17 protein-coding genes are annotated in these 18,975 nt (G+C 71.0%); 5 read left to right on the top strand and 12 right to left on the bottom strand.

Annotated elements, in window-relative coordinates:
- Nucleotides 1–24 precede the first annotated feature (24 nt).
- The 3 genes from RI138_RS06755 to RI138_RS06765 all read left to right on the top strand — a co-directional run bounded on the left by RI138_RS06755 (nucleotide 25) and on the right by RI138_RS06765 (nucleotide 3,455).
- Nucleotides 25–753 carry a hypothetical protein gene (locus RI138_RS06755; RefSeq protein ID WP_311119169.1) on the top strand — a complete coding sequence of 243 codons (729 nt, stop codon included), beginning with the start codon at nucleotides 25–27 and terminating at the stop codon, nucleotides 751–753.
- Between the two features lie 71 nt (nucleotides 754–824).
- A complete protein-coding gene (locus tag RI138_RS06760) occupies nucleotides 825–1,640 on the top strand; it encodes a DsbA family protein (RefSeq protein ID WP_311119170.1) in 816 nt (271 codons plus the stop codon).
- A gap of 129 nt (nucleotides 1,641–1,769) precedes the next feature.
- Nucleotides 1,770–3,455, top strand: a complete 1,686-nt coding sequence (locus RI138_RS06765) for an alkaline phosphatase D family protein (RefSeq protein WP_311119171.1) — start codon at nucleotides 1,770–1,772, stop codon at nucleotides 3,453–3,455.
- Between the two features lie 15 nt (nucleotides 3,456–3,470).
- Here RI138_RS06765 and RI138_RS06770 read toward each other — a convergent pair whose 3' ends face one another.
- On the bottom strand, nucleotides 3,471–4,049 hold the full coding sequence (locus RI138_RS06770) for a dienelactone hydrolase family protein (protein ID WP_311122813.1): 579 nt from the start codon (nucleotides 4,047–4,049) through the stop codon (nucleotides 3,471–3,473).
- Between the two features lie 51 nt (nucleotides 4,050–4,100).
- On the opposite strand from RI138_RS06770, the gene RI138_RS06775 reads away from it, so the two are divergent.
- Complete coding sequence (locus RI138_RS06775) at nucleotides 4,101–5,231, top strand: mechanosensitive ion channel family protein (protein WP_311119172.1); 1,131 nt, start codon at nucleotides 4,101–4,103, stop codon at nucleotides 5,229–5,231.
- 32 nt (nucleotides 5,232–5,263) lie between these two features.
- Here the strand turns inward: RI138_RS06775 and RI138_RS06780 are convergent, their stop codons facing one another.
- From RI138_RS06780 to RI138_RS06800, 5 genes are all read right to left on the bottom strand, one after another.
- A complete protein-coding gene (locus tag RI138_RS06780; RefSeq protein WP_311119173.1) occupies nucleotides 5,264–6,850 on the bottom strand; it encodes a Na+/H+ antiporter in 1,587 nt (528 codons plus the stop codon).
- Between the two features lie 120 nt (nucleotides 6,851–6,970).
- Entirely contained in the window at nucleotides 6,971–7,456 is a 486-nt protein-coding gene (locus RI138_RS06785; protein WP_311119174.1) for a GNAT family N-acetyltransferase, read from the bottom strand.
- Nucleotides 7,453–8,394: an RluA family pseudouridine synthase gene (locus RI138_RS06790; RefSeq protein ID WP_096631099.1), complete on the bottom strand. Its 942-nt coding sequence runs from the start codon at nucleotides 8,392–8,394 to the stop codon at nucleotides 7,453–7,455. The genes RI138_RS06785 and RI138_RS06790 overlap by 4 nt, the downstream gene beginning before the upstream one ends.
- A 61-nt stretch (nucleotides 8,395–8,455) precedes the next feature.
- The gene (gene lspA / locus RI138_RS06795) at nucleotides 8,456–9,046 is read right to left on the bottom strand and encodes a signal peptidase II (RefSeq protein WP_311119175.1); all 591 of its coding nucleotides are present in this window, start codon (nucleotides 9,044–9,046) and stop codon (nucleotides 8,456–8,458) included.
- Nucleotides 9,047–9,104: 58 nt separating this feature from the next.
- Nucleotides 9,105–9,905 carry a TraR/DksA family transcriptional regulator gene (locus RI138_RS06800; RefSeq protein ID WP_311119176.1) on the bottom strand — a complete coding sequence of 267 codons (801 nt, stop codon included), beginning with the start codon at nucleotides 9,903–9,905 and terminating at the stop codon, nucleotides 9,105–9,107.
- Nucleotides 9,906–10,442: 537 nt separating this feature from the next.
- Here RI138_RS06800 and ileS point away from each other — a divergent pair.
- On the top strand, nucleotides 10,443–13,586 hold the full coding sequence (gene ileS / locus RI138_RS06805) for an isoleucine--tRNA ligase (RefSeq protein ID WP_311119177.1): 3,144 nt from the start codon (nucleotides 10,443–10,445) through the stop codon (nucleotides 13,584–13,586).
- A 306-nt stretch (nucleotides 13,587–13,892) separates the two neighbouring features.
- Here ileS and RI138_RS06810 read toward each other — a convergent pair whose 3' ends face one another.
- From RI138_RS06810 to ftsZ, 6 genes are all read right to left on the bottom strand, one after another.
- Nucleotides 13,893–15,047, bottom strand: coding sequence for a DivIVA domain-containing protein (locus RI138_RS06810; protein ID WP_311119178.1), 1,155 nt, complete (start codon nucleotides 15,045–15,047; stop codon nucleotides 13,893–13,895).
- 49 nt (nucleotides 15,048–15,096) lie between these two features.
- A complete protein-coding gene (locus RI138_RS06815; RefSeq protein WP_006123846.1) occupies nucleotides 15,097–15,381 on the bottom strand; it encodes a YggT family protein in 285 nt (94 codons plus the stop codon).
- A 91-nt stretch (nucleotides 15,382–15,472) separates the two neighbouring features.
- A complete protein-coding gene (locus RI138_RS06820; RefSeq protein WP_096631108.1) occupies nucleotides 15,473–16,114 on the bottom strand; it encodes a cell division protein SepF in 642 nt (213 codons plus the stop codon).
- Nucleotides 16,115–16,240: 126 nt separating this feature from the next.
- The gene (locus RI138_RS06825; RefSeq protein ID WP_311119179.1) at nucleotides 16,241–16,960 is read right to left on the bottom strand and encodes a YggS family pyridoxal phosphate-dependent enzyme; all 720 of its coding nucleotides are present in this window, start codon (nucleotides 16,958–16,960) and stop codon (nucleotides 16,241–16,243) included.
- A 3-nt stretch (nucleotides 16,961–16,963) separates the two neighbouring features.
- Nucleotides 16,964–17,707 (bottom strand): peptidoglycan editing factor PgeF, encoded by a 744-nt coding sequence (gene pgeF / locus RI138_RS06830; protein ID WP_311119180.1) that lies wholly within the window; start codon nucleotides 17,705–17,707, stop codon nucleotides 16,964–16,966.
- A complete protein-coding gene (gene ftsZ / locus RI138_RS06835; RefSeq protein ID WP_096631113.1) occupies nucleotides 17,704–18,927 on the bottom strand; it encodes a cell division protein FtsZ in 1,224 nt (407 codons plus the stop codon). The genes pgeF and ftsZ overlap by 4 nt, the downstream gene beginning before the upstream one ends.
- Between the last annotated feature and the right edge of the window lie 48 nt (nucleotides 18,928–18,975).

An 18,975-nucleotide genomic window follows, 5' to 3' on the forward strand; every position in this document is an offset into this window, starting at 1 on the left:
CAGTACATGACACACTTTCCGGCGATGGACATCTCAGGGACGCAGCTCAGGGTGGCGCGCGCGGCGCTCTTCACCGCGCTCGTCGTCACCCTGTCCACCGCGTCCCATGTGCTGCTCTCCCGGGTCCCGCTGCCGCTGACCGCGGTCGCGCTGCTCGCGGCGGTCGTGTTCGCCGTGGCGTACGCCCTGGCCGGCCGGGAGCGCGGCTTCTGGCCGATCGCGGGGCTGCTGGTCCCGCTGGAGCTGGCGGCCGACACGCTCTTCACCACCGGCCAGCACCTCTGTTACGGGGCGGCCGGCGGCCCGGTCGCGGGGCCGCTGCGCGCGGTGGGCTTCGACGTCCTCTGCGGCGGCGGCGAGGTCGGTGCGGGCGGGGCCCGGATCGCGGGCGTCGGCGCGATGGGCACGCCGCTGGCCGACGTGGCCGGTGCGGGCGACCGTGCGGCGGCCCTGCTGGCGCACCCCGGGCCCGCCGTGCCGTGGCTGCTGCTCGTCGCCCATGTGTCCGTGGGACTGCTCGCCGCGGCCTGGCTGCGGCGCGGTGAGGCCGCCCTGGCCGGGCTGCTGCGCGCGGCGGCCCTGACGACGTTCCGGCCGATGCTCGTCGCGGCCGCCGTGGTGCGGGCGAGCCTTCCCTCCCTGGGCCCCCGCCCGCGCCCCGCCGGGCGCCCGCGCCCGCGCCTGACCGCCCGCTTCCTCGTGCACTGTGTGGGACGCAGGGGCCCGCCGCCCGCGCTGTACGCCGCTGCCTGAGGCCGCGGCGACGCATGCGCGCAGCGCACCGCCCACTCCCCGCACGTACCACGCATTCACGGAGAACGATCATGAGCAAGCGCAACAGCCAGGCGAACAAGGCAGCGGCCCGCGAGCGGCTGCGTGCCGAGCGGGAGCGGCAGGCGAAGAAGGACCGGACCCGCAAGCAGCTCGTCGTCGCGGTCTCGGTCGTCGCCGCCCTGGCCGTGGTCGGCGGCATCAGCTACGGCGTGATGCAGCTGAACAAGCCCGACGCCTGGGAGGCCGCCGCCGACGCGAAGAACGTGACGGCGCCCAAGAACACCTCCGGCGACGACGGCACCACCGTGGTGATCGGCGAGCCGAGCGCCAAGAAGACCCTGGAGCTGTACGAGGACTCGCGCTGTCCGGTCTGCGCCACCTTCGAGCAGGGCATCGGCGAGACCCTCGCGAAGGACGTCGAGGCCGGCAAGTACAAGGTCAAGTACGTCGGCGCGACCTTCATCGACAACACCGACAACGGCGAGGGCTCCAAGAACGCCCTGAGCGCGCTCGGCGCGGCGCTGAACGTGAGCCCCGAGGCGTTCCTGGACTTCAAGGCCGCGCTGTACTCGGAGGAGTTCCACCCGCAGGAGAGCGAGGACAAGTTCGCCAAGGACAGCTACCTGATCGAGATCGCGGACTCGGTCGACGCCCTGAAGGGCAACAAGGCCTTCCAGAAGGACGTCGAGGACGGCACGTACGACGCCTGGGCGATGAAGATGTCCAAGGCGTTCAACGACAGCGATGTGAAGGGCACGCCGACGCTGAAGATGGACGGCAAGACGGTCACCAGCGAGGGCAGCAGCAACGCCCCGATGACGGCGGCCGAGTTCACGGCGGCTGTCGACAAGGCGCTCAAGGCGTAGCAGCCGGGGCGCCTGCCCCTCCTCCCCGCCGACCGGCGGGCCGCCTTCCGGCGACGGTTTCCCGACGGGCGGGCGAACTTACGCTGTTCGCCCGCCCGCTCGCCGTACGCGCCCGTAGGGTGATCGGCCGTGACCAGTCGACACCCTTCCTCGCCGCGCCGCCGCACGGTCGTACGGGCCGCCGCCGCGAGCGCCGCCGCCGCCCCCGTACTCGCCACGGCCACCACCACCTCCGCCGCCCCCGCCCACCCGGCCGGGCCGCCCGCCTTCCTCCACGGCGTCGCCTCCGGTGACCCGCTGCCCGACGGTGTCCTGCTGTGGACGCGCGTCACCCCCGAACCCGGCGCGGAGCCCGGCTCGGGCCGCGGCGCGGCCACCCCCGTGCACTGGGAAGTCGCTGAGGACCGGGAGTTCGCGCGAATATCCGCGAGCGGCACCGCCGTCGCCTCGGCCGCCTCCGACCACACCGTGAAGGCCGACGTACGGGGGCTGCGCCCGGCCACGGCGTACTACTTCCGATTCACCGCGGGCGACGACCACACCGCGGGCGACGCGACGACCGGTGTGGTCTCCCCCGTCGGCCGCACCCGCACCGCCCCCGCGGCCGACGCCGCCGCCCCCGGCATCCGCTTCGGCGTGGTGTCGTGCGCCAACTGGGAGGCCGGCTGGTTCTCCGCGTACCGCCATCTCGCCGCCCGTCCGGATCTGGACGCTGTCCTGCACCTGGGCGACTACCTCTACGAGTACGGCACCGGCCAGTACCCCACGCAGGGCACGGCGCTGCGCGAGCACCTGCCCGCCCACGAGATCCTGAGCCTCACCGACTACCGCACCCGGCACGGGAACTACAAGACCGACGCCGACCTCCAGGCGCTGCACGCGGCGCACCCGGTGATCGCGATCTGGGACGACCACGAGTTCGCCAACAACGCCTGGTCGGGCGGGGCGCAGAACCACACCCCGGACACGGAGGGGGCGTGGGAGCAGCGGGTGGCCGCGGCCAAACGGGCGTACTTCGAGTGGATGCCGGTCCGCGCCTCCACCGAGGGCACTGTCTACCGGCGGCTCCGCTTCGGGCGGCTCGCCGATCTCCATCTGCTGGATCTGCGCAGCTTCCGCTCCCAGCAGGCGTCCATCGGCAGCGGGCGGGTGGACGACCCGGAGCGCACGGTCACCGGCCGGGCCCAGCTGGACTGGCTGAAAGCGGGCCTCGCCGCCTCGGGTGCGGCCTGGCAGCTGGTCGGTACGTCGGTGATGATCTCCCCGGTCGCCTTCGGCGCGCTCCCCGCCCATCTGCTGGAGCCGCTGGCGGGGCTGCTGGGGCTGCCGAAGGAGGGCCTCGCGGTCAACGTCGACCAGTGGGACGGCTACACCGACGACCGCAGGGAGCTGATCGCGCATCTGCGGGACCGGTCCATCGCGGACACGGTGTTCCTGACCGGCGACGTCCATATGGCCTGGGCCAACGACGTACCCACGAGGGCGGCCACCTATCCGCTGTCGCCGTCGGCCGCCACGGAGTTCGTGGTCACGTCGGTGACCTCGGACAACCTCGACGACATCCTGCGGGTCGCCCCACGGACCGTGTCGCTGGTCGCAGCCGCGGCCGTACGGGCGGCCAACCGCCATGTGAAGTGGGTCGACATGGACGCGCACGGCTACGGGGTGCTGGACGTGACCGCGGAGCGGGCGCAGATGGACTACTACGTGCTCTCCGACAGGACGGCCAAGGACGCCACCTCCGCCTGGGCCCGCTCCTACCGCACCCGCCGGGGTACCCAGCGCGTCGAGCGGGCCGACCGTCCGGTGCGCTGAGCGCCGCGCACCGGGCTACAGCGTGGCGAGGAAGCCGAGCGCGACCTTCCAGGTCTGCTCGGCGGCCGCCTGGTCGTAGTCGTGCAGATCGGGGTCGGTGAACAGGTGCCCGGCCCCGGGGTAGCGGTAGACCTCCACGTCCGCACCGGTCCGCTGCATCTGGAGGTACCAGCTGTTCAGCCAGTCGTGGGACTCGAAGGGGTCCGGGTCCGCGACGTGCAGCTGGACGGGGAGGTCGTCGACCGAGGCGTTCTCGGCGATGTCCGAGGTGCCGTGGAACAGCAGCAGCCCGCGCGCCTTCGCGTCGCCGAGGGCCAGGGTCTGCGCGGTCGCCGCCCCCAGGGAGAAGCCCGCGTAGACGAGCCCCTGGTCGGAGTAGGGTGCGGCGGCCAGCACGGCGCGCTTCAGCAGCTCCTCCTTGCCGACCTCGTCCTTGTAGGCCATGCCCTCTTCCACCGTGTCAAAGGTGTGCCCCTCGAACAGATCGGGCACGCGCACCTGGTGGCCGGCGTCCCGGAGACGCGCGGCAGCCGCGTGCACGGCGGGCCTGAGCCCGTACGTCGAGTGGAAAAGCATGATGTTCATGAGGCCTATGGTGCCATTGGTGCCCTGAGGGCTGCCCTAACAGCTTGGAGAACGAAAGCAATGGAGAGCGTGCTGCGCCCGCTGATCGTCATCGGCGGTTCCGTGGTGATCACCCTGCTGGTCGGCTGGCTGGTCGACCGGCTGCTGCGGCGGGCCGACAGCCGTCACCACGAGACCCCGCTGTGGGGGCTGCTGCGGCGCTGCAGGCCTCCGTTGCAGGTGGTGATCATCACGGCGCTGCTGAGCGCCAGTTACCGCCAGTCGGGCATCGCCTGGGTGCGGGAGCACCGGGCCGGGATAGGCCAGGTCCTGACCCTGGTACTGATCGGCGCGTCCGCCTGGCTGGTGGTGCGGATCGCGGCGATGATCGTGGAGGCCAGTTACAGCCGGTACGCGGCGGCCACCCGTGATCCGGCCCGGGTCCGCCGGGTCCGTACGCAGGTGACGCTGATCCAGCGGGTGGTCATCGCCGTGGTGACGGTGGTCGCCATCGCGGCGATGCTGCTGACGTTCCCCCCGATGCGGGCGGTCGGCACGTCGATGCTGGCCTCGGCCGGTCTGCTCGGCATCGTCGCGGGCGTCGCCGCCCAGTCGACGCTCGGCAATCTCTTCGCCGGGCTCCAGATCGCGTTCGGCGACATGGTGCGGATCGGCGACACCGTGGTGGTGGACGGCGAGTGGGGCACGATCGACGAGATCACCCTGACGTTCCTGTCGGTACGTACCTGGGACGAGCGGCGGATCACGATGCCGGTCTCGTACTTCACCAGCAAGCCTTTCGAGAACTGGTCGCGCGGTGGGGCGCAGATGACCGGCACGGTCTACTTCCAGCTCGATCACTCCGCTCCGGTGGCCGCGATGCGGGAGAAACTGCGTGACGTCCTCGGCGACATCGGTGCCTGGGACGGCCGGGACTGGTCGCTGGCCGTCACCGACACCACGCCCACCACCATCGAGGTGCGCGCGGTGGTCACGGCGAAGGACGCGAACGACATCTGGACGGTGCGCTGCGCGGTGCGCGAGCAGCTGATCGGCTGGTTGCGCGACCACCATCCGTACGCGCTGCCGCGGATCGCCACCGCGCCCGCCGTGCTGCCGCCGGGCGAGCAGTGGGCCGATCCGGCGGACGGGCCCGGCCGCAACGGGAGCGCCCCGCCCGCCGGCAAGGCCCCCCGGACCGGCCGCGGCTGACCCCGTACCCGAAGGCCGGGGCGCGCAGCCGCTCAGCGCAGCGAGCGGAAGTCCAGATACCGCAGCACCCGGTCCACGACCTCGGGGTCGGCCCCGGCCTCGCTGCGCGCGGCGAGCACCTCGTGGCGGGCGGCCGACATCATCTCGCGCTGGACCCGGCTCACCGCCCTGAAGCGGTCGGCGCGCCGCGCGTACGCCTCGCGCCGCTCCTCGTCGACCATGTCCGGGCTGATCCGGGCCCCGATGTCGTACGCGGCGCGCTGGAGGCGCTCCACGACCTCCTCGGGGAACTCTTCCACCTCCTGGATCTCCTTGAGGCGGTACTTGGCGGCCTTGGCGGCCCGGATGGCAAGGTCCCGTTCCAGGGCCTCTTCGGCGGCGGTGTCGGCCCGGACCTTCAGCTTGCGGACCAGCCAGGGCAGGGTGAGCCCCTGGAAGACCAGGGTGACCATGATCACGGCGAACGCGATGAAGATGATCTCGTCGCGCCCGGGGAACGGGCGCCCGTCGTCCGTCTCCAGCGGGATCGCCAGCGCCAGGGCGACCGAGGCCACCCCGCGCATCCCGGCCCACCACATCACGACGGTCTCCCGCCAGCTGGTGGGAATCTCCTCGCTGACGTCCCGCCGGGTGTGCAGCCGCTTGGCGAGCCAGGTCGCGGGCAGCAGCCACAGCAGGCGTACGCCGACGACGACCACGACGACCGCGAGCCCCCAGCCGACCATCTCCAGTGCCCGCCCGTCGGCGGTGCCGAACACGCTGTGCAGCTCCAGGCCGATGAGCCCGAAGGCCACGCCGGTGACCAACGTGTCGACGATGTCCCAGAAGGTGCGACCGGTGAGCCGGCCGAGCACGTCGTCGGCGTCGGCGGTGTGCTCGGCGAGGAAGAGCGCGACGGTCAGGACGGCCAGCACACCGGAGCCCATCAGCTCCTCCGCCAGGACGTAGGCGACGAAGGGCACCAGCAGGGTCAGGCCGACCTGGAGGGTGGCGTCGCCGAGCAGGTTCATCAGCTTGATGGTCAGCCAGCCGAGCGCGAGGCCGACGACGACCGCGACGACGGCGGAGAGGATCAGCAGCCCGAAGGCCTCGGGGAGCGAGAAGGTTCCGCTGACGGCGGCGGCGATGGCCACGTGGTAGAGCACGATGGCGGTGACGTCGTTGAAGAGCCCCTCGCCCTCCAGGATGGAGACGAGCCGGCGCGGCAGCCCCACGGAACCCGCCACGGCGGTCGCCGCCACCGGGTCCGGCGGGGCGACGAGGGCGCCGAGCACGACGGCCGCGGCGATGGGCAGCCCCGGCACGATCGAGTTGGCGACCGCGGCGACGGCGGCGGTGGTGACGAAGACCAGGGCGACGGCCAGCAGGAAGATCGGGCGTTTGTTGGCGGCGAACTGCCGCCAGGAGGTGCGCTGCACGGTGGCGTAGAGCAGCGGCGGGAGCAGCGCGGGAAGAATGATCTCCGGCGGGATGTCGACACTCGGAACGAACGGCGTGAACGCCATCGCGATGCCCGCCAGGGTCATCAGCACCGGCGCCGGGAGGCCCAGCCGTGCGCCGAGCGGCACCGTGACCACAGCTCCGAGCAACAGCAGGAGCAGCAGTGTCAGTTGATCCACGGTGTGCCTTCCGGAGCGCAAGGGTCCGGGCCGTCGCCCACGGCCGGACAAGGCTTCCACCCTGCCACGCGCGGTGTGCGATTCGGTCGATACCCTCTGCTTCGGTCCCTTTCGGGGTACTCAGGCCGGGCGGATGTCCCGTCGCATGGCGCGGTGCGGGATGCCCGCGTCGGGGAACTCGGGGCCGTACGCGACGTATCCGAGCCGCTCGTAGAAGCCGAGGGCGTGGGTCTGGGCGTGCAGGTCGACGGCGGCCAGGCCGAGCCGGCCCGCCTCGTCCTCCAGGGCGCGTACGAGGGCCGCGCCGACCCCGAGGCCGCGGGCCTCCCGGGTCACCGCGAGCCGGCCCAGCGAGCCGACGGTGAGATCGCCACCGGTCCTGCCCGACGCGGCCTCCCCGTGGAGCAGCCGTCCCGTACCCAGCGCCGTGCCGTCCGGCGCGACGGCGAGCACATGCACGGCGGTCGCGTCGTGGGCGTCGTACTCGATCTCCTCGGGCACGTTCTGCTCACCGACGAAGACGTCCTTGCGCACCTGGAAACAGGCCGCGAGGTCGCTCTCCTCGACGGCCCTGCGGGTGCTGTACGCGGATGGCGCCGAGGTCACTGGCTCTCCGCGGAGATGGTGTCGAGGGCCTTCTGGAGGTCGGCCGGATAGCTGCTGGAGAACTCCACCCAGCTGCCGTCGGCCGGATGCTCGAAGCCCAGGCGCACCGCGTGCAGCCACTGCCGGGTCAGCCCGAGCCGCTTGGCGAGGGTCGGGTCGGCGCCGTACGTCAGGTCGCCGACGCAGGGGTGGCGGTGTGCGGACATGTGGACCCGGATCTGGTGCGTGCGGCCGGTCTCCAGCTTGATGTCCAGGAGGCTGGCGGCACGGTAGGCCTCGATGAGGTCGTAGTGGGTCACCGACGGCTTGCCCTCGGCGGTGACCGCCCACTTGTAGTCGTGGTTGGGGTGGCGCCCGATGGGGGCGTCGATGGTGCCGCTCATCGGGTCCGGGTGGCCCTGGACGAGCGCGTGGTACTTCTTCTCGACGACCCGGTCGCGGAACTGGGCCTTGAGCAGGGTGTAGGCGCGCTCGGACTTGGCGACGACCATCAGGCCGGAGGTGCCGACGTCGAGGCGGTGCACGATGCCCTGGCGCTCGGCGGCGCCGGAGGTCGAGATCCGGTACCCGGCGGCGGCGAGTCCGCCGATGACGGTGGTGCCGGTCCAGCCGGGGCTGGGGTGGGCGGCGACGCCGACGGGCTTCACGATGACCACGATGTCGTCGTCGTCGTGGACGATCTCCATGCCCTCGACGGGCTCGGCGACGATCTGGACGGGAGGGGCCGCCTGCGGCATCTCCACTTCCAGCCAGGCGCCGCCGTGGACCCGCTCGGACTTTCCGGCCACCGAACCGTCCACCTGCACCTTCCCGGCTGCGGCCAGCTCGGCGGCCTTGGTGCGGGAGAAACCGAACATCCGGGAGATGGCGGCGTCGACGCGCTCGCCCTCCAGGCCGTCCGGTACGGGCAGGGTGCGGATCTCGGGGTGCGTACTCACCTGTCGAGTATGCCTTGCGCCCGCGGGTCCCCGCGCCGGGCGGTCGGTCCGCCCGGAGCCGTCAGTCCTTGTGGACGGTCCCGTCGGGGTCCAGGCCCTTGAAGGAGAGGATCACGATGAGGATGCCGCCGCACACGATCGCGGAGTCGGCGAGGTTGAAGACCGCGAAGTGCTTGGGGGCGATGAAGTCCACCACCGCGCCCTCGAACACGCCGGGCGCCCGGAAGAGCCGGTCGGTGAGGTTGCCGAGCGCACCGCCCAGGAGCAGTCCCAGGGCGATGGCCCACGGCAGGCTGTAGAGCTTGCGGGCGAGCCGGACGATGACCACGATCACCCCGGCGGCGATGATGGTGAAGATCACCGTGAACGCCTCGCCGAACCCGAAGGCGGCGCCCGGGTTGCGGAGCGCGCGGAACTGGAGCCAGTCGCCGATGATGTCGATCGGCGGCTGGTGCTCCAGCTTGGCGACCACGATCATCTTGCTGATCAGGTCGAGCAGGTAGGCGACGACGGAGACGCCGATGAGCACGAGGATCCTGCGCTTGCCCGTGCCCGCGTTCACGGCGGCGTCGGCGGCCGTGCTGCCGCCCTCGTCCGTGCCCTCGGCCTCGGGATTGTCCGGCGTACCGATGATGCGCTCCGCCTCTGCCACGTGAGTCCCTCAACCTAGATGCCTGACTGAGGATGAGGGTACGACACACCTGTGCGGATCAGCCGCGCCGCTCCTGCTTCTGTTTGTCCTCGACGCACAGGGTGGCCCGGGGGAACGCCTGCATCCGGGCCTTCCCGATCGGTTTGCCGCAGACCTCGCAGAGCCCGTAGGTCCCCGCCTCCAGCCGGGCGAGCGCCCGCTCGGTCTGCTCCAGCATCTCCTGGGCGTTGGCGGCGAGCGACAGCTCGTGCTCGCGGGTGATGTTCTTGGTGCCGGTGTCGGCCTCGTCGTCGCCCGCGCCGTCGCCGGAGTCCCGCATCAGCCCGGCGAGCGCCGCGCCCGAGGCCTCCAGCTCGCTGCGCAGCCGCAGGGTCTCGCTGGTCAGCAGCGTCCGTGCCTCGTCGACCTCCGCGGGCGTCCAGGGGTCCTCCCCGGGCCGTACGGCCAGCTCGCCGGGGGCGGCCGCGCGGGCCGGCGGCACCGGGGCCGTCGCCTGTGCGCCTGCTGCGGGGCGACTAGCGCTCTTCTTGGCTACCACCGTGTGGGCTCCCGTCTGCTCGGCGGCCTCGGCCGCCCCCGTGGCCGTCGTCGCGGCCTTCTTCGCGGCCTTCTTGGCCCCGGTCTTCTTGGCGGTGCTCTTCTTGGGGACGGCTTTCCCGTCGGCGGTCTTCTTCGCGGCCGCCTTCTTGGCCACGGCCTTCCGGGGGGCCGTTGGGGGGGCCGTCTTCTTCGCTGCCTTCTTGGTAGTCGTCTTCTTGGCGGCGCTCTTCTTCGCCGTCTCCTCCGCGGGCTCGGCCGGTGGCTCGTGGGCGCCGTCGTGCTCGGCCGCGGTCTCTTCCGCCGTCTTCTTCGCCACCATGGCCGCGGCCCCTTCACATATTGTGATCTTGCTCGCGAATCGTGCTGGGACGATAAATCGACCCCAGCGCCGCGGCAACGGGGCACGCCGCCGTTCCTCCTCTCCCGGGACCCGGTCGTGGCGCGCCTGCATCCGTTGTTCCCAGCTCCCCGCCGGGTAATCCGGCCCGCGCGGCCCGCCGGGAAGTCCGTACGCCCCGTCCGCCCACTCGGGTCACGCCCGCGCGCCCCCGATAACCGGTCGGCCGTCGGCCGTACGGGCCCGTACACTGGGCCCAGCGAGAGGCATGGATGGGACGAGTAGCGCCGTACGCAGCCAGCAGCGACCCGGGGACGGTGGGAGCCCGGGGGCGAGCGCGACGTGAAGATCACCCCGGAGCCGCCGGAAGAACGCCTTGGGGCCACTAGACCCGGCATCGCGACCCCAATGAGGGGGCCACGGGCGCACGCCCGCGGCCAAGGAGGGTGGTACCGCGGGAGCCGAGGCGCTCTCGTCCCTCCGACGGAAGTGGAAGACGTCCGCCGGAGGAAGCCGCACATGACATCGCCGCAGTACCGCCAGGTACCCGCCCAGGTCGACCTGCCCGCGCTGGAGCACGCCGTGCTCGACTTCTGGCGCGAGAGCAAGATCTTCGCCCGGAGCCTCGAACAGTCCGAGGGCCGCCCCGAGTGGGTCTTCTACGAGGGCCCGCCCACCGCCAACGGCATGCCGGGCGCCCACCACATCGAGGCCCGCGTCTTCAAGGACGTCTTCCCCCGCTTCCGCACCATGCAGGGCTACCACGTGGGCCGCAAGGCCGGCTGGGACTGCCACGGCCTGCCGGTCGAACTCGCGGTGGAGAAGGAACTGGGCTTCAACGGCAAGAAGGACATCGAGGCGTTCGGCATCGCCGAGTTCAACGCCAAGTGCCGTGAGTCCGTGACCCGGCACACCGACGCCTTCGCCGAGCTCACGACCCGTATGGGCTACTGGGTCGACCTGGACGACGCGTACCGCACGATGGACCCCGAGTACGTCGACTCCGTGTGGTGGTCGCTGAAGGAGATCTTCAACAAGGACCTGCTGGTCCAGGACCACCGGGTCGCCCCCTGGTGCCCCCGCTGCGGCACGGGCCTGTCCGACCACGAGCTGGCCCAGGGCTACGAGACGGTCGTCGACCCCTCGGTCTTCGTCCGCTTCCCCCTGACCTCCGGCCCGCTGGCGGGCGAGGCGGCCCTCCTGGTGTGGACGACCACCCCCTGGACCCTGGTGTCCAATACGGCGGTCGCCGCGCACCCCGAGGTCCGCTATGTCGTCGCGACGAACGGCGAGGAGAAGCTCGTCGTCGCCGAACCGCTCCTGGAGAAGGCCCTCGGCGAGGGCTGGGAGGTGACCGGCCAGTCGTTCACCGGCGCGGAGATGGAGCGCTGGACCTACGAGCGCCCCTTCGCCCTGGTCGAGTTCCCGGCGGAAGCCCACTACGTGGTCAACGCCGAGTACGTCACGACCGAGGACGGTACGGGTCTGGTCCACCAGTCCCCCGCGTTCGGCGCCGACGACCTCGTGGTCTGCCGTGCGTACGGCCTCCCGGTGGTCAATCCGGTCCGCCCCGACGGCACTTTCGAAGAGGATCTCCCGCTGGTCGGCGGCGTCTTCTTCAAGAAGGCCGACGAGGCGCTCACCGCGGACCTGGAGGCGCGGGGCAAGCTCTTCCGCCACGTCCCGTACGAGCACAGCTACCCGCACTGCTGGCGCTGCCACACGGCGCTGCTCTACTACGCGCAGCCGTCCTGGTACATCAGGACGACGGCGATCAAGGACCGCCTCCTTGAGGAGAACGAGAAGACCAACTGGTTCCCGGACACGGTCAAGAACGGCCGCTTCGGCGACTGGCTGAACAACAACGTCGACTGGGCGCTCTCCCGCAACCGCTACTGGGGTACGCCGCTGCCGATCTGGCGGTGCGAGGACAACCACCTGACGTGCGTGGGCTCACGCGCGGAGCTGACGGAACTGACGGGCGCCGACCAGTCGAACCTGGACCCCCACCGTCCGTTCATCGACGAGATCACCTTCACCTGCCCGCACGAGGACTGCCGGCTGGAGGCGTACCGCGTCCCGGAGGTCATCGACGCCTGGTACGACTCGGGTTCGATGCCGTTCGCGCAGTGGGGCTACCCGTACAAGAACAAGGAGATCTTCGAGAGCCGCTACCCGGCGCAGTTCATCTCGGAGGCCATCGACCAGACCCGCGGCTGGTTCTACACGCTGATGGCGGTAGGCACCCTGGTCTTCGACAAGTCGTCCTACGAGAACGTGGTCTGCCTGGGCCACATCCTCGCCGAGGACGGCCGCAAGATGTCCAAGCACCTGGGGAACATCCTCCAGCCGATCCCGCTGATGGACCAGCACGGGGCGGACGCGGTGCGGTGGTTCATGGCGGCGGGCGGCTCCCCCTGGGCGGCACGACGGGTGGGCCACGGCACCATCCAGGAGGTCGTCCGCAAGACGCTCCTCACCTACTGGAACACGGTCGCCTTCCAGGCCCTGTACGCGCGCACCTCGGGCTGGGCCCCCTCGGCGGCCGACCCGGCCCCTGCGGACCGCACGGTCCTGGACCGCTGGCTGCTGAGCGAACTGAACGCGCTGGTGGACCAGATGACGGTCTCCATGGAGGGCTACGACACCCAGCGCGCGGGCAAGCTGCTCTCCGCGTTCGTGGACGACCTGTCCAACTGGTACGTACGCCGCTCGCGCCGCCGCTTCTGGCAGGGCGACAAGGCGGCGCTGCGCACGCTGCACGAGGTCGTCGAGACGGTGACGCGTCTGATGGCCCCGCTGACCCCGTTCATCACGGAGCGGGTCTGGCAGGACCTGATCGCCCCGGTCACCCCCGACGCCCCGGAATCGGTGCACCTGTCCACCTGGCCCAAGGCGGAGGTCTCCGCGATCGATCCGACGCTCTCCACGCAGATGGCGCTGGTGCGCCGCCTCGTGGAGCTGGGCCGGGCGACGCGCGCCGAGTCGGGTGTGAAGACGCGGCAGCCGCTGTCGCGCGCACTCGTCGCGGCGAACGGCTTCGACGCCCTCTCCCCGGAGCTGCGCGCGCAGATCACGGAGGAGCTGAACGTCACGTCCCTGGCCTCGCTCTCCGAGGTGGGCGGCTCGCTGGTCGACACGACGGCGAAGGCGAACTTCCGGGCACTGGGCAAGCGGTTCGGCAAGGGTGTGCAGGCGGTGGCCAAGGCGGTGGCCGAGGCGGACGCGGCGGCTCTCTCCCTCGCCCTGCGCGAGGGCACGGCGACGGTTGAGGTGGAGGGCGAGCGGATCACCCTCTCCCCCGACGAGGTGATCATCACGGAGACCCCCCGCGAGGGCTGGTCGGTCGCCTCGGACTCGGGCGCGACGGTCGCCCTGGACCTGGAGATCACCCCGGAACTGCGCCGCGCGGGCCTGGCCCGCGACGCGATCCGCCTGATCCAGGAGGCCCGCAAGAACAGCGGCCTGGACGTCGCGGACCGCATCGCCGTCCGCTGGACCTCCACGTCCCCGGCGACGGTCGAGGCCCTCACCGAGCACACCCCGCTGATCGCGGACGAGGTCCTCGCCCTGGACTACGCGCAAGGCGAGGCGGACGACACGTACGGCGAGGTGTTCGAGGACGAAGGCCTGGCGCTCACGTTCCGCCTGCGCAAGCGGTAGCCACAGCGCGACAGCCCGCACGATCAGGGGCCCGGCCGACACAAGTCGACCGGGCCCCTTCGCCGTCCCCCTCAGGGGCTCCGCCCCCGAACCCCCGCGCCCGCCTCCAACATCCGGCCAGACCCAGCCCCTCCGGCTTCTGCGGGGCGGGCTCCGGGGCGGCGCCCCTGTTTCGGGCCCGCCGCAGGCGCCCCACCCACACCCGGCAACCGCGTACCCGCCCACGGCAAAGGGCCGGGCCCCGGGAAATCCCGGGGCCCGGCCCTTTGCCTGCCGACGGCTACGCGCTCAGCGAGCGCGCACCGCTCAGTTGTCGTCCTCGTCGATCAGAAACCCGCGCATCGGCGACGGCGCCTGCTGCATCGGCTGCGGCGCCTGCGGCCGCACCGGTGCCATCGGCTGCGTCATCGCGGGCGACATCTGCTGCTGCCCGCCGTAGGACGGCGCACTGCCCATGGACTGGCCGCCACCCATCTGCTGGCCGCCATGGCCACCGTGGTTGGAGCCGCCCATGGAGTGACCCATCGCGCCCGCACCGGCCGGGGCCAGCGAGGGGGACGGCGGCAGCGAAGCGGTCGCCGGGGTCCGCGGCGGGGCGAGCGAGTCGTCCGCCTGGGTCTCCAGCTGACGCAGCTGGCTCTCCAGGTACGACTTCAGCCGCGTGCGGTACTCGCGCTCGAAGCCGCGCAGGTCCTCGACCTTGCGCTCCAGCGTCGCGCGGGCCGACTCCAGCGAGCCCATCGCCACACGGTGCTTCTCCTGCGCGTCCCGCTCCAGGGCGTCGGCCTTGGCGCGCGCGTCGCGCTCCAGGCCCTCGGCACGGCTGCGCGCCTCGCCGACGATCTTGTTGGCCTCGGATCGGGCCTCCGCGATCGCCTGGTCGGCGGTCTGCTGCGCGAGCGAGAGGACACGGGCGGCGCTGTCGCCACCGGGGCCCTGACCCTGCTGCTGCATCTGCGGCTGCTGCATCTGCTGCATCTGCTGCTGGGGGTTGTGACCCATCGGACCGCCCATGGGGCCACCCATGGGACCGCCCTGCATCTGGCCGGGGCCGTGCGGGCCCTGCTGACCGGGGCCGTGGCCGCCCTGGGGGCCGTGGCCGCTGGGACCTGCGGGCAGCTGCGGCGCGCCGCCGGGCAGCTGGGGCGGACCCATCTGCGGGGGCTGCTGCTGCTGCGGCGGTCCGGATATGGCGGCGGGAACGGGCGCGCCCGGGCGATCCTGCTGTTCCGGCGGCTTGCGCATACCCTGCTGCTGTTGCTGCTGTTGCTGCTGGTTCTGCGCGGCGGCGCGCGTCGCAGCGGCCAGCTTGGCGCGCAGGTCCTCGTTCTCACGGAGCAGACGGGTCAGCTCCGATTCGACCTCGTCGAGAAAGGCATCGACCTCGTCCTCGTCATAGCCTTCTCGGAGGCGGACGGTCGTGAACTGCTTGTTCCGCACGTCCTCGGGGGTCAACGGCATCTCTTCTTCACCTCTACGTAGTCGTCGGCAGTCGGCAAGACCGTATCGCTCACAACCTGACCACAACGCTGATCAGGATGTAGACGATGATCATCAGAACGAAGAAGGACAGGTCGAGTGCCACGCCCCCGAGACGCAGCGGCGGGATGAACCGCCGCAGAAGCTTGAGCGGTGGATCGGTGACAGTGTAGGTGGCCTCAAGTACGACCACCATCGCCTTGCCGGGTTGCCATGAACGTGCGAACTGGAAGACGTAGTCCATGACCAGCCGGAAGATCAGCACGATGAGGAAACACATCAGCGCGATATAGACCACATCCAGTGCGACGCCCATGTCCCGCGCTTCCCTCTCCCCTGGCTCTCGTAGCTCCGGCCGGGTGGCCGGTTTCCGGCCTTGCGGCCGGGTCGTTCCCGGTGTCGTGTTCTCAGCTCTGGTTGAAGAATCCGCCCTCTGCGATGCGGGCCTTGTCCTCCGCCGTGACATCGACGTTAGCAGGCGACAACAGGAACACCTTCTGCGTCACGCGTTCAATGCTGCCATGGAGACCGAAGACGAGTCCTGCGGCAAAGTCGACAAGTCGCTTCGCATCCGTATCGTCCATCTCCGTGAGATTCATGATCACCGGAGTGCCTTCACGGAAGTGTTCCCCGATGGTACGGGCCTCGTTGTAGGTCCTGGGGTGCAGCGTGGTGATGCGGTACGGCTCCCGCTCGGACACGACCTTGGGCATGATCACCGGTGCGTTCTTCTCCAGACTCGGACGTTCGGGTGTGATGGATGCCACGGGGGCGATTCGGGCGGGTCGCCCGCTTTCCGCGGGGAGCTGAACCGGCTCGCGCTGAGCGGGCGGCTGTACTACTCGTACCGGTTCGTCCCTTTCGCGCTCCCGCTCGCGATCGCGCTCACGGTCCCGCTCCACCTGGTGGGGGGGCTGGTGCCGGCGCCGGTCGCGCTCGGGCTCCGGCTCAGGTTCGAATTCGTCATCGGGGTCGAACCCCGGACCGTCGTACCCATCGTCCTCCACGAGGCCGAGGTAGACCGCCATCTTGCGCATCGCGCCGGCCATGCTCCGAGTCCTCCGCTCTGTGGTGGATCGGCATTCGTCACCAAGTGCCCGCGATCCACTGTGGTCTGCCCCGTTTTGTGTGGGAATGACCATATTTTCTGCTGTGGTCCGACTTGCTTCGCGACGTTACCCGAGCCGGGGTCGGTCTCCGAGTACCGCCGTACCGACGCGTACATGTGTCGCTCCGGCCGCCACCGCGTCCTCCAAGTCCCCGCTCATACCTGCGGAGACCATGTTCGCAGCCGGACGGGCGACGCGCAGGCGGGATGAGATTTCCATCAGCCGGTCGAAAGCGGCCCGTTGCCGTCCCGCAAACGGTCCGGCCAGCGGCGCCACGGTCATCAGACCGTCGAGCCGGAGTCCGTCGGCCGCGTCCACCGCGGCCGCCAACTCCTCGACCCCGTCAGGCGCGACCCCACCGCGCTCACCGCGCTCACCGCTCCCGGCGTCCAGGGCGACCTGGATGAGGCAGCCGAGCTCGCGGTCCGCGCGGACCGCGGCGGCCGAGAGGGCGGTGACCAGCTTGGCCCGGTCCACCGACTGCACGACATCGGCATAACTCGTCACAGACCGAACCTTGTTCGTCTGCAACTGTCCGACAAAGTGCCATGTCAGAGAAAGATCCGCACAAGCGGTGGCTTTGGGCGCCGCGTCCTGGTCACGATTCTCCGCGACATGGCGCACACCGAGTTCGTGCAGGATCCGCACATCGCTCGCGGGGTAGGTCTTGGTGACCACGATCAGGGTCACATCCTCGCGCTTGCGACCGGCCGCGGCGCAGGCGGAGGAGATCCTTTCCTCCACCTGTGCGAGATTCGCCGCGAGTTGAGCCTTACGGTCCGTCATGCCCTATCCGCCCAACCAGACATATCCGGCGAGCCGCCCGGTGGTGCGGTCGCGGCGGTACGAGAAGTGGTCGCCCGATTCCCGGGTGCAGACCGGCGAACGGTGCCGGTCGGTCACGCCGAAAGCGGCGAGCTGGGCGTGCACTCCGCCGGTGACATCCACCGCCGGGGTCCCCCAGCTGGTCTCGGACCAGGTGCCGGGAACGGCTTCCGCGATCTCGGCCCGCATCTCCGCCGGGACTTCGTAGCACCGTCCGCAGACGGCCGGTCCGGTGTGCGCGGTGATCCGGGCGGGTTGTGCGCCCAGCGCGACCATGACCTCGACCGCCGCCGGCACGATTCCGGCGACCAGTCCCGGCCGCCCGGCGTGCGCCGCTCCGACGACTCCGGCGACCGGGTCGGCGAGCAGTACGGGGGTGCAGTCGGCGGTGAGCACCGCGAGCGGCAGTCCGCGCCGGGCGGTCACCACCGCGTCCACCGCCGGAATCTCCGTGTCCGCACCCCAGGGCCCGTCCACCACCGCGACATCCCGGCCGTGCACCTGGTTCATCCAGACGACCGAGGCCGGGTCGATGCCGAGGTCGCGGGCGGCGCGCTCGCGGTTCGCGCCGACGGCGGCGGGGTCGTCGCCGACCGCGCCGCCGAGGTTGAGCTCCTCGTACGGAGCGGCGCTCACTCCGCCCCACCGATCGGTGAAGGCGAAATGAGCGCTGCCCGTGACGGGTTCTGCCCGATGCTGACCTATCACTTCAAGAAGTCCGGAACATCCAGCTCTTCGGCCTGGGCGTCCTGGTAGGGACGGGCCGGCGGGACGTGCGGCGGAGAGACCGGCGGAAGCGTGCTCTCGCTCGAAGCCGACGCGGGGGCGGGCTCGGCCGGGGCCGGGCTCTCCTCGCGCGGGGGTACGGAACCGAGTCCGCCCGTCGGCCGCACGGACTCGGCGGAGGACCTGGCCGGAGCGGCCGGCTCCTCGCGCTTGTTGGAGTTCGCGCCGAGGACGTTCTCGCGGCGGGCCGGCGGCTGTCCGCCGTCGAAACCCGCGGCGATCACGGTGACCCGCACCTCGTCGCCCAGGGCGTCGTCGATGACGGCGCCGAAGATGATGTTGGCCTCGGGGTGGGCCGCCTCGCTCACCAGCTGGGCGGCCTCGTTGATCTCGAAGAGACCGAGGTCGCTGCCGCCGGAGATGGAGAGCAGGACACCGCGGGCGCCGTCGATGGACGCCTCCAGGAGCGGCGAGGAGATCGCCATCTCCGCCGCCGCGACCGCACGGTCGTCGCCGCGCGCCGAGCCGATGCCCATGAGCGCCGATCCGGCCTCGGACATGACCGACTTGACGTCGGCGAAGTCGAGGTTGATCAGACCCGGCGTGGTGATGAGGTCGGTGATGCCCTGGACACCCGAGAGCAGCACCTGGTCGGCCGACTTGAACGCGTCGAGCACGCTGACCTGGCGGTCCGAGATGGACAGCAGGCGGTCGTTGGGGATGACGATGAGGGTGTCGACCTCTTCGCGGAGCTCGGCGATGCCGTCCTCCGCCTGGTTCGCGCGTCGCCGGCCCTCGAAGGTGAACGGGCGGGTGACCACACCGATCGTCAGGGCGCCCAGCGAGCGAGCGATGTTGGCGACGACAGGTGCGCCGCCGGTGCCGGTGCCGCCGCCTTCTCCGGCGGTGACGAAGACCATGTCGGCCCCCTTGAGGACCTCCTCGATCTCCTCACGGTGGTCCTCTGCCGCCTTGCGACCGACGGCCGGGTTCGCCCCGGCGCCGAGGCCACGGGTGAGTTCGCGGCCGACGTCGAGCTTGACGTCGGCGTCGCTCATCAACAGGGCCTGTGCATCCGTGTTGATCGCGATGAACTCAACGCCCTTGAGGCCGACCTCGATCATTCGGTTGATGGCATTGACACCACCGCCGCCGACACCGATGACCTTGATGACTGCGAGGTAGTTCTGCGGTGCTGCCACGTCGAAGGCCTCTCGCCTCGAGTTACGTGTCGTCGCTCTGCGGTGGCC

The sequence above is a fragment of the Streptomyces durocortorensis genome (assembly GCF_031760065.1).
Taxonomy (GTDB): Bacteria; Actinomycetota; Actinomycetes; order Streptomycetales; family Streptomycetaceae; genus Streptomyces.